The sequence below is a fragment of the Brachybacterium sp. JB7 genome (assembly GCF_003335205.1).
GTDB lineage: Bacteria > Actinomycetota > Actinomycetes > Actinomycetales > Dermabacteraceae > Brachybacterium > Brachybacterium alimentarium.
This window is the reverse complement of record NZ_QPGN01000011.1, coordinates 56,076-70,051: the sequence shown is the minus strand read 5'-3', so window position 1 is coordinate 70,051 and position 13,976 is coordinate 56,076. Positions and strand designations below refer to the sequence as shown.

The 13,976-nt window shown below is 70.5% G+C and carries 12 protein-coding genes; 4 read left to right on the top strand and 8 right to left on the bottom strand.

What is annotated here, in order from left to right:
* Positions 1–141 precede the first annotated feature (141 nt).
* The 5 genes from CIK81_RS13005 to CIK81_RS12985 form a co-directional block, all read right to left on the bottom strand.
* A complete protein-coding gene (locus CIK81_RS13005) occupies positions 142–963 on the bottom strand; it encodes a carbohydrate ABC transporter permease (protein ID WP_114306208.1) in 822 nt (273 codons plus the stop codon).
* Between the two features lies 1 nt (position 964).
* The gene (locus tag CIK81_RS13000) at positions 965–1,810 is read right to left on the bottom strand and encodes a carbohydrate ABC transporter permease (protein WP_176485518.1); all 846 of its coding nucleotides are present in this window, start codon (positions 1,808–1,810) and stop codon (positions 965–967) included.
* A gap of 110 nt (positions 1,811–1,920) precedes the next feature.
* Complete coding sequence (locus CIK81_RS12995) at positions 1,921–3,237, bottom strand: extracellular solute-binding protein (RefSeq protein WP_096163701.1); 1,317 nt, start codon at positions 3,235–3,237, stop codon at positions 1,921–1,923.
* Positions 3,238–3,599: 362 nt separating this feature from the next.
* On the bottom strand, positions 3,600–4,688 hold the full coding sequence (locus CIK81_RS12990) for a Gfo/Idh/MocA family protein (protein WP_096163700.1): 1,089 nt from the start codon (positions 4,686–4,688) through the stop codon (positions 3,600–3,602).
* Between the two features lie 100 nt (positions 4,689–4,788).
* Positions 4,789–5,943: a Gfo/Idh/MocA family protein gene (locus CIK81_RS12985; RefSeq protein WP_114355791.1), complete on the bottom strand. Its 1,155-nt coding sequence runs from the start codon at positions 5,941–5,943 to the stop codon at positions 4,789–4,791.
* A 349-nt stretch (positions 5,944–6,292) separates the two neighbouring features.
* Between CIK81_RS12985 and CIK81_RS12980 the strand changes: the two genes are divergently transcribed.
* The 4 genes from CIK81_RS12980 (at position 6,293) to CIK81_RS12965 (ending at position 10,624) form a co-directional block, all read left to right on the top strand.
* Positions 6,293–7,018 (top strand): maleylpyruvate isomerase N-terminal domain-containing protein, encoded by a 726-nt coding sequence (locus CIK81_RS12980; RefSeq protein WP_096163698.1) that lies wholly within the window; start codon positions 6,293–6,295, stop codon positions 7,016–7,018.
* Between the two features lie 228 nt (positions 7,019–7,246).
* Positions 7,247–8,818, top strand: coding sequence for an aspartate:alanine exchanger family transporter (locus CIK81_RS12975; RefSeq protein WP_096163697.1), 1,572 nt, complete (start codon positions 7,247–7,249; stop codon positions 8,816–8,818).
* Between the two features lie 217 nt (positions 8,819–9,035).
* The gene (locus CIK81_RS12970) at positions 9,036–9,623 is read left to right on the top strand and encodes a helix-turn-helix transcriptional regulator (RefSeq protein WP_096163696.1); all 588 of its coding nucleotides are present in this window, start codon (positions 9,036–9,038) and stop codon (positions 9,621–9,623) included.
* A gap of 5 nt (positions 9,624–9,628) precedes the next feature.
* Positions 9,629–10,624 (top strand): M23 family metallopeptidase, encoded by a 996-nt coding sequence (locus CIK81_RS12965; protein ID WP_241964159.1) that lies wholly within the window; start codon positions 9,629–9,631, stop codon positions 10,622–10,624.
* 109 nt (positions 10,625–10,733) lie between these two features.
* Here the strand turns inward: CIK81_RS12965 and CIK81_RS12960 are convergent, their stop codons facing one another.
* Genes CIK81_RS12960 through CIK81_RS12950 form a run of 3 tightly spaced genes read right to left on the bottom strand, consistent with a single transcriptional unit; the run spans position 10,734 to position 13,881 of the window.
* Positions 10,734–11,813 carry a Gfo/Idh/MocA family protein gene (locus tag CIK81_RS12960; protein WP_096163765.1) on the bottom strand — a complete coding sequence of 360 codons (1,080 nt, stop codon included), beginning with the start codon at positions 11,811–11,813 and terminating at the stop codon, positions 10,734–10,736.
* A gap of 38 nt (positions 11,814–11,851) precedes the next feature.
* Positions 11,852–12,667: a ThuA domain-containing protein gene (locus CIK81_RS12955; RefSeq protein ID WP_241964158.1), complete on the bottom strand. Its 816-nt coding sequence runs from the start codon at positions 12,665–12,667 to the stop codon at positions 11,852–11,854.
* On the bottom strand, positions 12,664–13,881 hold the full coding sequence (locus CIK81_RS12950; protein ID WP_114355800.1) for a Gfo/Idh/MocA family protein: 1,218 nt from the start codon (positions 13,879–13,881) through the stop codon (positions 12,664–12,666). The genes CIK81_RS12955 and CIK81_RS12950 overlap by 4 nt, the downstream gene beginning before the upstream one ends.
* Between the last annotated feature and the right edge of the window lie 95 nt (positions 13,882–13,976).

Here is a 13,976-nt window from a genome sequence, read left to right as displayed (position 1 = left end):
GACGGCTGACGGCTGACGGCTGATGCCTGATGGTCGACGGCCGATGACTCCTATATGGCGATGCCTGATGACCGTCGGACGTCGGCCGCATGAGCAGGCGGTTCCCGGCCCGAGTCCTCGGGCCGGGAACCGCCTGCTCTGCTACTTGCTGAACCCAGCGGTGAGACCGCTGATCAGCTGGCGCCGACCGGCGATGTAGAGCACCAGGATCGGCAGCGCCGAGAGCATCACGGCCGCGAGCACCGCCGGGATGTTCGTGGTGAACTCCCCCTGATACGCCCACAGCGACAGCGGCAGCACGCGCATCTCGGAGCTCTGCGTGAGCACGAGCGGGAACAGGAAGCCGTTCCACACCTGCAGGGCGTCGTAGATGCCCACGGTGACCACCGCGGGCTTCGCCAGCGGCAGCACCAGGCGCCGGAACATCTGCAGGTCGGTGGCGCCGTCCACCGTCATCGACTCGTACAGCTCCTTGGGCACGTCGCGCAGGAAGTTCGTCAGGATCAGCACGGTGATCGGGATGGCGAACGCGACGCTGGGCAGGATCAGCGCCCAGAGGGTGTCGTACAGCCCGAGCTGCACGATGAGGTAGTAGATCGGGATGATCGTGGCCTGCAGCGGGATCGCGATGCCCATGAGGAACAGCTTCTGGCTGAAGCGGGCCAGCCGGGTGCGGCTGCGAACGATCACGTAGCTGGCCATCAGCGACGACACCACCACCGCGACGACGGTCACGACGGTCACGAAGACGCTGTTGGCGAAGTACCGCAGGAAGTCGTTCTCCAGGACGTAGCGGAACGGTTCGAGGGTGAACTCGGAGGGGATCGACAGCGGGTTGGAGCTGAAGTAGTCCTCGCGCGGACGGATGCTGGTGATGACGATGTAGTAGATCGGCACCAGGATGACCAGCAGCCAGGCGAAGCCCAGGATCCCGCCGACGACGTTCGGATTGCGGGTTCTCATCTCAGGCGCCCTCCATCTGGCTTTCCATCTTGTCCGCGCCCGAGACCTTGTTCAGGCCGAGGGACAGCAGCAGTCCCACGGCGATCAGGATCACGGCGATGACGCTCGCGGGCCCCATCTGATACGAGCGGAAGCCGGTCAGGTACATGTCCAGCGGAAGCACTCGCGTCGCGTTGCCGGGCCCGCCCCCGGTGAGGATGAAGATCAGGTCGAAGTAGGTCAGAGAGCCCACCAGCATCAGCGTGGAGCTGGTGACGATCGTGTACTTCAGCTGGGGCAGGGTGACGTTGAAGAACTGCCGGGTGCGTCCCGCGCCGTCGAGGGTGGCCGCCTCGTACATCGACTTCGGGATCTGCCGCACCCCTGCCTGGTAGAGCAGGGAGTGGAAGGGCACGAAGGACCACGAGATGACCATGATCAGCGTGTAGAACGCCAGGTTCGGCGAACCGAGCCAATCCTGTCGCAGGAAGTCCGCGTCGAACGCCCGGGAGAGCCCGAAGTTCGGGTCCAGCAGCGCCTTGAAGGCGATACCGGTCGCCGCCGCCGAGAACAGCAGCGGCAGGAAGTAGAGCACGGAGAAGGCCTCGCGGTACCGCTGGTGCCCCGCCATGAAGGTTCCCAGCAGCAGGCTCAGCGGGAACTGGACGACGAAGCTCAGTGCCGTCATCAGGAAGGTCAGCTTCATCGCGTTCAGCGTGACCGGGTTCTGGAAGACCGAGACCCACGCATCGAACCCGGCGAACGACGGGGTGCCCAGTCCGTCCCAGGCGAAGAAGGACAGCACGACGACGCCCGCCAGCGGCAGCAGCGCGAAGATGCCGAAGAAGGCGAGCGCCGGGGCCAGCATCCAGTTGCTCGGCGCGGTGCGCAGGCTCGTGCGGGCCCTGGACCGCGCCGAGCCCCGGGAGGGCGCCCGACCCTCCCGGGGAACGGGCGGAGCAGGGGACTGCGCTGCGGTCATGAGTCCAGGGTCGCGTTCATCGCGCTGACGAGATCGGCCGGCTCCTTCTCGCCGAGGAAGATCTGCGAGAGGTTGGTGAGCAGCTCCTGGGCTGGAGCCGCGGGCAGCGCCTGATCCCACGACAGCTGGAAGTGCGGTGCGTTGGTCACCATGTCGTAGGCGAAGGACAGGAAGTCGCCGTCGTCGAGGTCGGGCAGCTTGTCCTCCAGGTCCTTGACCGCGGGGATCGCGCCCATGGCCAGGAAGCTCTCCACCATCTCCTCGTTGAGGTTGAAATCGTTGAGGTACTGGATGGCGAGTTCCTGCACCTCCTCGTCCGCGTCGGAGGAGACGGACCAGAAGTTGGCAGGGTTGCCGACGACGTTGGACGGGTCGCCGTCGCCGCCCTCGACCGCCGGGAAGTTCAGGAAGCCGAGCTTCCCGTCGGCCACGAAGTCGGGCGCGTCCTGCTTGAAGGTCCCGTAGACCCAGCTGCCCTGCAGGAGCATCGCGGCCTGGCCGGTGTGCACCAGGGCCGCATCGGCGCCCGCATCCGCGGCGACCGATCCGAAGCTCGAGCCGAAGGCGCCGGCGTCCACCAGCTCCACGATCGACTCCAGCGCGGAGGTGATGGCCGGGTCGGACCAGGCATCGGCCTCGCCGCTCAGAACCTTCTCGAAGACCCCTTCGCCGCCGATGCGGTCGGTGAGGTACTGGATGTACATGAGCTCGGGCCACACGCTCTGCCCGGCCAGGGCGATCGGGATGATGTCCGCCTCGACGAAGGTCTCCACCGCGGTCATGAGCTCTGCCCAGGTGGTGGGCGGGGTGACGCCGTGCTCCTCGAAGAGCTCGGTGCTGTAGTAGAGGACCACCGGCTGGGTGTCGTTGTTCGGGACGCCGTACTGCTTCCCGTCGACCTCGCCGACCTTGGCGATCGACTCGATCGTGCGCGAGAGGACGTCGTCCACCTTGCCGGAGAGGCCCACGACCGACTCGTTGGAGACGTAGTCCTCCAGCGTGCCGCCGGCCCAGTTGAACACCAGGGTCGGAGCGTTGCCGGAGCCGATTGAGGTGCGGATCTTCTCCTTGTAGGAGTCATTGGCGAAGAACTCGACGGCGAAGGGGGAGTCCGGGTTCGCGTCGTCCCAGGCATCGAAGGACTGCTGGTAGGTGTCCTCCTTGGCCCCGGTCAGCGCCCAGACGGACAGGCTCGACGACGAGCCGGCGCCGCCGGCGGGCTGCTTGCCTCCGCCGCAGGCGCTGAGGGTGACGAGGGCGGGCACGGAGATCCCGAGGCCGGCGAGAGTCGCACGGCGAGTGACAGGCTTCATTGCTGCTCCAGTTCGCAAGTTCGGCGTCCATGCCGAAAAGATTTCGGAAACTTCTGTCGATATCGACACGGTATGCCCAGGCCTACCCTCAGGTCAAGCGGTGGCCAGAGGTGGATTAACGTCCGAAATACAGCAGAAAACACGTCGGGATGTCGGTCATGGGACTGGGGTGCGATGGCGTCCCAGGTCACGCCCCTCCACGTGGGCGCGCGATGGGCGCGCGGTGGCGGTGGAGGAGGCGCTGGGGCGAGGGGCAGAGCGGGTCGGGACGGTGGGGAGGGCCTCACGACGCCGACGGCCGCCGTCCCCGAGGGGACAGCGGCCGTTGCAGGAGAGGCGTGCGTCCCGCGGGGCGCGGAGGGTCAGGCGCCCGGAGCCTGCAGCACCCGCGCCTGCTCCTGGGCCTTCAGCGCCAGCTCCACGGCCTTGAAGGCGTGGGCCTGCGTCATGGCGTTCTCGGTGCGGTGCAGGACGTCGAGGATGAGGTCCCCGAAGAACGGGTAGCCCACCTTGCCGGTGGCGTCGATGCGATGCTCGCCCTCGCCGTCGACCAGGATCACCTGGCCGCCGCCGTTGTCGGTGGTGACGTCGACGTACTTGCGCAGCTCCATGTAGCCCTCGGTGCCGACGATGAACGTGCGCCCGTCGCCCCAGGTGCGCAGACCGTCGGGCGTGAACCAGTCCACGCGCACCGAGCCGGAGGCGCCGGAGGAGAGGGCGATGTGCGCCTCGCCGAAGTCGTCGAGCTCAGGGTGGTCGGGGTGGGCGAAGTTGCCGATCGCGCTCGAGAGGATCTCGGCGTCGTCGGAGCCGGTGAAGGTGAGCATCTGCTCGAAGTTGTGGCTGCCGATGTCTGTGAGGATGCCGCCGTAGCGGGCGCGCTCGTAGAACCAGTCAGGGCGGGTGGCCGGATCGCCCAGGCGGTGCGGGCCCATGCCCTGGACCTGGATGACCTGACCGATCGCGCCGCGCTCGATGTACTGGCCGGCGAGCACCGCGGCCTCGACGTGCAGGCGCTCGGAGTAGTAGACCATGTACTTCCGGCCGGTGCGCTCCACGGCGGCCTTCGCCTCGGCGAGCTGGTCGAGGGTGGTCAGCGGGGTCTTGTCGGTGAAGTAGTCCTTGCCGGCCTCCATCACCCGGATGCCCAGCGCGGCGCGGTCGGAGGGGATGGCCGCGGCGGCGACCAGCAGCACGTCGTCGTCCGCGAGGATCTCCTCCTCGCTGCTGGCGATCTTCACCTCCGGGAACTTCTCCTGGAAGGCGGCGGCGCGCTCGGCGTCGGTGTCGTAGACCCACTTCGGGGTGCCGCCGGCACCGATCAGGCCCTGGGTCATGCCGAAGATGTGGCCATGATCGAGGTGCATGACGGCGAAGACGAACTCGCCGGGCTCGACGACCGGCTTCGGCATCGCGGCGGGGGCGTAGTTGGCTCCTTCGGAGACTGCCATGGGGATCCTTTCAACGGGGTGGTCAGGGCGGGAGGGAGAAGGCCGGGGAGGGGAGGTGAGGCGGGGGCGTCATGGACCGCGGGACGGGGCCCTTCGACCGCTAGGAGTCTCCGCCGACGGTGATGTCGCCGTCCAGCGCGCCCACCGAGGCCGTCTTCTCGAAGAAATGCGGCGCCCGCTCCACCAGCGTGCCGGAGCGGTAGTAGGGGTTCTCCGGCGCGAGCGGCAGGTCGACCGTGCGGCGCTCGATGGCCGAGGCGTAGATCGCGGTGACCAGCTCGACCGCTCGTCGGCCGTCCTCGCCGTCGATGAACGGCGCACGGCCCTCGCCGATCGCGCCGATCACGTCGCGCAGCTGGGCGGCGTGCCCGGTGTGCGGCAGCGGGGGCAGATCGGCCACCAGGCTCTCGAGCTCGTCGGTCAGCGAGGGGTTGCCGTCCGGGGTGGGGAAGCCGTTGGGCATCGCCGTCTCGGCGATCGCCTCCCACGGCTGGGAGATGCGCGCCTGCTCGCCCTGGATCACGATCTCCTGCCGCTCCCCGTGGTGCGCGACGGAACTGGTCAGCTCGGCCAGGCCCCGCTCGTACTGCAGGATCGCGACGGAGAGGTCCTCCACCTCGGCGTTGTCGTGCGCGGCGTTGGTCATCATCGCGACCACGGCCTGCGGGGACCCCAGCAGCCACAGCGCGAGGTCGATGTGGTGGATGGCGTGGTTCAGGGTGCAGCCGCCGCCCTCGGACGCCCACGTGCCGCGCCACCACAGGTCGTAGTACGAGGTGCCGCGCCACCACTCCGAGGAGATCCGGGCATGCGCGACGGGTCCGATCTTCCCGCTGTCCAGCACGGCCTTCAGGCGCATCATCTCCGGGCGGAACCGGTTCTGCGCGATCACCGAGAGCAGCTTCCCGCTGCGGCGCTGCGCCTGGAGCATCGCGTCGCAGTCCTCGAGCGAGGGCGCCATCGGCTTCTCGACGATCACATGCGCCCCGGCGTCGAGCGCCTGCACGCTCACACTGCGATGGGCCGACGGGGGCGTGGTCACGGAGACCAGGTCGAGATCCTCGGCCGCCAGCAGCTCGCCGGCATCGCCATAGGTGCGGGCGTCCTCCAGCCCGAATGCCTGGCGCTTCTCCTCGGCCTTCTCGACGGTCAGATCGCCCAGGGCGACGATGCGCACCAGGTCAGGGGCGGCCAGGTAGGCGCGCAGGTGTGCATCGGAGATGGAACCGGTGCCGATGATCGCGACGTTGAGCATGGGGCGCCTTTCCGGCGAGGCTGACGGAGTGCGGGACTGCCCGGGCGGACCGATGCTGCACGGCGACGTCGACGGACCGCGTCGTCGCGGACAGGCGCACCTGGTCCGGTGGGCACTGCCCTGAAGTGTCCTGCACCACGCCGCAGGCGGCAGGCAGGTGCCGGATGTTGCCATGGGCTGGGCTGGCGCGCTCTGGCCTGAGCTGAGCTGGGGGCGCCCTGGGGCGAGCTGAGCTGGCGCGCCCTGGGGTGGGTGGGCCCGCTCTGGACTGCGCTGGGCCGGCTCGGACCGCACTGGACCGGCGTGGATCGCGCCGGGTCGCTGTGGGGCTGCTTGCTAGCGTGCCCCCGTGGACCTCTTCTCGCTGACCTGGTCGGCCCTGCGCTCGGCGGTGGCCGCCCTTCCGGACGACGCCTTCGCGGAACCGTCCGGCTGCCGGGGCTGGCTCGTGCGGGATCTGGTCACCCATCTGGTGATCGACGCCCAGGACGTGCTGATCACGCTCGCCACTCCCGCAGAGACCGCCCCCACCCACGACCTGCTCAGCTACTGGACCCCGTCGCCGGATATGCCGGACGGCCAGGACCCCCACGACGCGCTCGTCGTGCGCCTGGCCCACGCCTACGAGGATCCTGGCCTGCTGCGGCATCATCTCGAGGACCTCGGTGCAGCGGCCGGTCGCGCCGCGCTGATCGCCCACCCCGACCTCCCGGTGAGCACCCAGGGCAAGACCCTCACGGTGCGGGACTACCTCGGCGCCCACGTGCTCGAGTGGACGCTGCATCATCTGGACCTGGTCGCGCATCTTCCGACGGCCGACGGACCGGCCGCCGAGAGACCGGCCGCCGAGAGTCGTCTGGCCTCCCACGCACCCGCCGCCGGACCGCCCGCAGACGGGCTGGCTGCCGCCCGGGACATGGTCGAACGCCGCCTGCGGCTGCGGCTCCCCGAGACCTGGACCGACCCCGATGCCCTGCGCGTCGCCACCGGCCGGCGCCCCGCGACCGAGGCGGAACAGGTCGAACTCGACGCTCTGGGCGAGCGCGGTCAGATGCTGCCGCTCGCCTTCGGCTGAGCAGCCCCGGCCGTCGGCCGAGCAGCCGCAGATCGCTGCAGCAGAGCATCCACGGGACCCTGCGCCCAGGCGTCCGCGTCACCTGCCGTCACGGACGTCGTGACCTCGGACAACTCCCCTCCCGGTGCGCGTCGGCCGCGACTATCGTGGAAGGCCACTCCACACCGCGGTGCCCGCGCTCGATGCGCACCTGCCGGTGCGCGGTCGCGGGCTCTGGAAAGGTTCCACGTGATCGACGTCCTCGAGGGGAGCCCGCTCCTCACGCTGTTCCTGGTCGTCGCGACGGGGGCCGTGCTGGGAGCCATCCCGTTCGGCCGCGTGCGCTTCGGTGCGGCGGGGGCCTTGTTCACCGGCCTCGCCCTCTCCGCGGCAGCTCCCCATCTCGGCGCAGGCATGGACTTCGTGCAGTCCCTGGGCCTCGCCCTGTTCGTCTACACGGTGGGCATCTCCGCCGGTGCCGCCTTCTTCAGCACGCTGAACCGTCAGCTGCCGCTGCTGCTCGCCGCCACCGCCAGCACCGTGATCGCGGCGATCGCCACGATCGTGCTCGGCCACACGCTGGGCCTGGCCCGCGACCTCTCGCTGGGACTGTTCACCGGTGCGCTCACCGCTGCCCCTGCCTTGGACGCCGCCGACCGTCTGACCTCGACGTCCGCGCCGTCGGTGGGCTATGCCTTCGGCTATCCGATCGGCGTGATCGTCGGGATCGTGCTGGTCTCGACCGTCGTCACCCGCAACTGGCCCGGCCGCAAGGACACCCCCGCGCTCGCCGGCACCAGCCTCGACTCGGCCACCGTGCACGTGCTGCGCCCGGCGAACCTGCGGGACATCCCCCAGTGGCAGGAGCAGCAGGTGCGCTTCTCCTACCTGCGCCGCGCAGGCACGGTGCGGGTGATCGTGCCCGGGGAGGACCTGCTGGTCGGGGACGAAGTCGTCGCCGTCGGGATGCCGGACGCGGTCGAGGCGGTGACCGAGGAGCTCGGGGAGCGCAGCGCCCGGCACATCGCCCATGACCGCTCGCTGGTCGAGTTCACCCGCCTCACCGTCTCCAACCCGGACCTCGCCTCGCGGTCCATCGCCGAGCTGAACCTCCCGGTGCGCTTCGGGGCGGTGCCCACCCGGGTGCGCCGCGGCGACCTCGAGCTCCTGGCTCGCGATGACCTCGTGCTCGAACCGGGCGACCGCATGGCCGTGGCCGTGGACCGCTCGAAGCTGGAAGCCGTCCACGCCCTGCTCGGCGACTCGGACCGCAAGGCCAGCGAGCTCGACGTGCTCTCGCTCGGGCTGGGCCTCGTGCTCGGCTTCGCGCTGGGCCTGGTCACCGTGCCGATGCCCGGCGGTGGCAGCTTCTCGCTCGGCCCGGCGGCCGGCCCTCTGCTGGTGGGCATGGTACTGGGCGCCCTGCGCCGCACCGGACCGGTGGTCTGGGCCCTCCCGGGCAGCGCCAACATCACGCTGCGCCAGCTGGGCCTGCTGCTCTTCCTCGCGGGGCTCGGCCTCACCGCGGGGCCCGACGTCGCCTCCGTGCTCTCCTCGCCCACGGCCTGGCGGGCGGCGGTGCTCTCCGTGGTCGTCGCGGCGCTCAGCTGCGTGGCGCTGCTGCTCGCGGGTCGCTGGGTTCTCGACCTCTCCGCCCCGCGCGTCGCCGGAGCCATGGCCGGTTTCCTCGGCCAGCCCGCCGTGCTCGACGCCGCGAACTCCAAGCGGGCCGACGAGCGCATCGAGACCGCCTACGCCACGCTCTTCGCCTTCTCCATCGTGGTGAAGATCGTGCTGGTCCCGGTCATCTGGAACCTCTGAGTCCGGCGGTCGGCACCAGGAAACTCGGCGGTCGGCGGCAGGCGGTCGGCACCAGCAACTGCTGACGACGGCGGTTGGCGGTCGGCACTGGGCACCTCTGAGTCCGGCAGTCGACAGCTGGCGCGGTCGGCGCAGTCGGCGCAGTCGGCGCAGTCGGCGGACGAGCGGGACCCGTCGAGGTCTAGTTCGTAAGTATGGAGTAGCGTACTATCGCGCCATGGATGAGAGCGATGACGAGATGAGGCGGGCTCTGGAGGCGCTGACCGAGCGGGTCAGCCGCTTGGAGAGCGCCACGGAATGCCGCGTCCGGGAGGAGCAGCCCGGGCACCAGGGCGGCCAGCACCGATCAGCGCACCCGGAGCGGTCCGAGGCGTCGGCGGTGGACGAGGAGCAGTACTGGGCGCTGACGGGCCTGCGCTCGCGCCTGGGCGATCATCCTGCGACGGCCGAGGGTGCGGTGATGCTGATCGGGTCGATGACCCTGCCCGGCGGTGCCCCGGTCGCGTGGCAGCAGAGCGCCGGCACCACGGGGATGCTGGAGACGGACTGGTCCGACCGGGCTGCGGAGTTCGCTGCGCTCGGCCATCCCGTTCGGCTGGAGCTGTTGCGTCATCTGCTCTCGGGCGTGCACGCGACCGCCGAGCTGGCAGAGGTCGCGGCGCTCGGCACCACCGGGCAGCTGCACCACCATCTGCGCCAGCTCGTCGCGGCGGGATGGGTCCGTCAGAGCGGACGGGGGAGCTACGAGGTGCCCGCGGCGCGCGTCGTGCCCCTGTTGGCCAGCCTGGCCGGAGCGCAACGATGACGGGCATGGTGCTGTCGCTCTACCGGGTGCGCGGCCCGTTCTTCTACGCCGCCATGCTGGTCATCTTCGCGGCGATCCTCAGCGATCTGCTCGGCGATGTCGTCACGATGGGCCGGGCCCTGCAGGACGGGATCCGGGAGGTCCAGGCGACCCTCGTGCCCCTCGCCTTCGCCGTCGCACTGGCGTGCGTGGTGCTGACCTTCGTGGCACCGCGGTGGCTGCCGGTCCCCGAAGCGCGAGTGGTCGGGTCGCCGGTGCGAGGTCGCTGGATGGGTATCAACAGTCCGGCCTCGGTCGTGCCGAGCCACGGCGTGCGCGCCTATGGCCAGGCCTACGCGATCGACCTCGTGCACGATCCGCTGGATGTGCCGCGGCCGGAGTTCGGCGGCCCCGCGATGCGGGCTGCGGAGGAGTACCCCGCCTTCGGCCGGCCCGTGCACGCGATGCTCGACGGAACGGTGGTGCGCGTCTCGGACCGGCATCGGGACCACCGCGCCCGCTCGAACCGGTGGGGCGTGGCCTGGATGATGCTCGAGAGCGTGATCCGCGAGATCGGAGGGCCGGGTTTCGTCGTCGGGAATCACGTCACGATCCGTGGCGACGACGGCGTCTGCGCGATGGTCGCTCACCTCCAACGCGGTTCGGTCCTCGTGCAGGTCGGCGAGCGCGTGAGAGCAGGCGAGCAGATCGGCAGCTGCGGGAACACCGGGAACTCCAGCGAACCCCACGTGCACGCGCAGCTGATGGATCGCGCCTCCTGCTGGACCGGGCAGGGGCTGCCCATGGCGTTCGCCGACGTCGAGCTCGGTGCCCCGCCCGAGCTCGACATGGCCCCCGGGTCCGACGACGCCTCCGAGGTCGGCGATGCCTCTGGGTCCGACGTCGCGTCCGGGTCCGGCGTCGTCCCCAGGGAGGGCGTTGGGGCCGAGTGCGTCGACGGGCTGCCCGAGAACGGCCAGCACATGACGGTCCCGATCGAGAACGCGGCGGAGCCGAGGTGAGATCGGCAGCGGGCGGGAGGGGTGCCCCTTCCGTCCACTGCCGCGCTCCCGACCGAGCCGCTGCTCGGGGTGACGCCCGACGGCAGCCGCGAGCCCCCGTGTCCGGCCGTCAGGCGGTGACGCGGGCGTCCTGCTGCTCGACGGCCTCGGGCCGGGCCACCGTGCTGGCCACCCCCACGCGCGCACCGCTGGTGGCCGACTCGAGCACCGCGTTCATCACCTCGAGCACGTGCTGGCCGAGGTCGCCGCTGGCCCGGAGGTCCGCACCGCGCACGGCCATGTCCTGCAGGCCGATGCCGCGCGAGGCGTCGGCGTAGCCGCCGGCCACGGGCACGGTCTCCCAGCCCTCGCCGCCCAGACGCTTGATCTCCACGTCCCCGTCGAAGCGATTGGGGTCCGGCACGGCGAGCGTGCCGCCGGTGCCGTGGACCTCGATCGGATGAGCCGACGTGCCCACCGCGTCGAAGCTCATCACGAGAGTGGAGAGCACCCCGGATTCATGGATCAGCACGCCGGTGACATGGGTGTCCGTGGAGACCGGGATGACCTCTCCCTCGCGGGGGCCGGAGCCGATCGTGCGCTCGGTGCGCAGGCGGCTGCCGGCGCCGATCACCTCGGCCACCGGTCCCAGCAGCGTGACCAGCGAGTGGATGTAATACGGGCCCATGTCCAGCAGAGGACCGCCGCCGGGCACGTAGTAGAAGTCCGGCTGCGGATGCCAGCGCTCATGGCCGGGGGTGACCATGGTGGCCACCGCGGCGATCGGGGTGCCGATCTCGCCGTCGTCGATCGCGACCCGCGCCGTCTGGGTGCCGGTGCCCAGCACGGTGTCCGGGGCGCTGCCCACGAGCACGCCCGCCTCCCGCGCCGCCTCGAGCACCTGCGCGCCCTCCTGCGTGGTGACCGCGAAGGGCTTCTCGGAGTACACGTTCTTGCCCGCGGCGATCGCGCGCAGATCCACGTCGGCGTGCGCCGCGGGGATGGTCAGGTTCAGCACCGTGTCCACCTCGGGGTCCGCGATGAGCTCGTCCACGCTCAGCACCCGCACCCCGTCACGGCCCTCGACGGCGGCCTCGGCGCGGGCGCGGTCGAGGTCCGCCACGGCCACGAGCTGCACGTCCGGCAGCTGGTCGAAGCTGGCCAAGTACTGCTTGGAGATGACGCCGCAGCCGATCATGCCGATGCGCATCGGGGAGCGTTCCGTCGTGGCGGGGATGCCCTGCGCGTTCATCGGGTGGCCTCCTTCGCGCTGCGCCCGCCGTGCTCGCCGTAGGGCTGCTCGCTGCCGCGCGCCGCCCACAGCATGCCCCGCTCGATCACGGTGCGGACGTTCGGGTCCTCGAGCACCTCGACGCGGTGGCCGGGGGTGGAGACGAAGATCCGGCCCTCGCCCCACTGGCGGGTCCAGATCGCCGGCGAGGTGATGGGACGGTGCCACGGATCCCATGCGCGCACCTTCTGCGTGGTCGTCGCGAGCACGTCGATGTAGTCGTCCGAGAGCACCCAGTACTGCTCGGTGACCAGGTCGAAGTCGCCGATGCCGCGGGTGATCGGGTGCTCCGCGGCCGCCGGCAGCATGTCCACGGTGTAGGGCACGTAGTTGTCGGACTGCTCGCCCGTGCGCTCGTCGGGGTGCTTGCCGGGATGGCAGCCGAACTGACCGCCGATCAGCGTGAGGTAGTCGGAGTTGTTGCGGTAGCTGTCGGCGATGCCGCCGTGCCAGCCGGCCAGACCGGTGCCCGCCTCGACGGCGTCGCGCAGCCCCTCGAACTCCTCCTTCTCGATCGTGGACATGGTGTTGCACTGGACGATGAGATCCACCGTGGCCATGTACTCGGCATCGGCGTAGACCGCGGGGGACTCCTCGATCCGCACCGAGAAGCCGTTCTCCTCGAGGAACGGGATGAAGAGGTCGGTCGCCTCGATCGGCTGGTGCCCGTCCCAGCCGCCCCGCACGACGAGCGCCGTGCGGGTGGTCGGGGAGCCCTGGTCGGAGGCACCTGCCTGCGGGGCGGCCTGCGGGGTGGTCTGGGGGTCGGTCATCGGGTGCGCTCCTGCGAGGTGGAGGTGGAGGTGGAGGTGGAGATGGAGTTCTTGGCGGCGGCCGACGGCGCGACGCCCTGCCAGCTGGAGCCGTCGGCCGAGCTGGCCTCGACGGCGGCGAGGACGCGCTGCACCTGCAGGGCCTCCTCGAAGGAGGGGGAGGGGTCGGTGCCCTCCCCGATGGCACGCACCAGGTCGGCGATCTGATGCGTGAAGGTGTGCTCGTAGCCCAGGCCGTGGCCGGTGGGCCACCAGGCGGCGGCGTAGGGGTGCTCGGGCTCGGTGGTCAGCACCCTGGTGAATCCCTGTCGGCCGGCGGGCGCCGTGGCGTCGTAGACCTCCAGCTCGTTCATCCGCTCGAAGTCGAAGGCGATCGAGCCCTTCGAGCCGTTGATCTCCACGCGCATCGCGTTCTTGCGGCCCTGCGCCATGCGCGTGGCCTCGAAGGAGCCCAGCACGCCATCGGCGAAGCGCGCGGTGAACAGGGCGAGGTCATCGACCGTGACCTGCTGGCGCTCGCCGGAGAGATCGCCGGTCCCGCCGAGTCCCTGCATGTCCCCGGCCGCGGGGCGCGTGGGCACGACGGTCTCGAGGGTGCCCGAGACGGCGGAGATGTCCTGCCCGGTGATCCACTGGGCGAGGTCGATGATGTGCGCACCGATGTCCCCGAGCGCGCCGGATCCGGCCTTGTCCTTGTCCAGGCGCCAGGTCATCGGGGCGTCGGTGTCGGAGAGCCAGTCCTGCAGGTACTGCGCACGCACCTGACGGATCTCGCCCACGGCGCCCTCGGCCACCAGCTGGCGCGCATAGGCGAGCGCGGGCGTGCGGCGGTAGGAGAAGCCGCAGAGGCTGCGCACGCCCTGGGCGCGCGCGTCCGCCGCGGCCGCGGTCATCCGCTCGGACTCCTCCACGGAGTTCGCGAGCGGCTTCTCGCACAGCACGTGCTTGCCCGACGCGAGAGCGGCCAGCGCGATCTCGACGTGGGTGTCACCGGGCGTGCAGATGTCGATGACGTCGATCTCGGGATCCTCGAGGAGGTCCTGCCACCGGGTGGTGGTGCGCGCGAAGCCGTACCGCTCGGCGGCCGCGACCAGCGAGCTCTCGGTGCGCCCGGCGAGTGTGTGCAGCACGGGCGTCGCCGGCAGGTCGAAGAAGCGGTGGGCGGTGCGCCAGGCATGGGAATGGGCGGCTCCCATGAAGCCGTAGCCGACCATGCCGATGTTCAGCGGGCGGGCGGTGGGGGATGGGGTGGTCACTGCGGGTGTCACGACTCCTCGGTGAGTGGATGGTGCGGTGATGCGGTGATGCG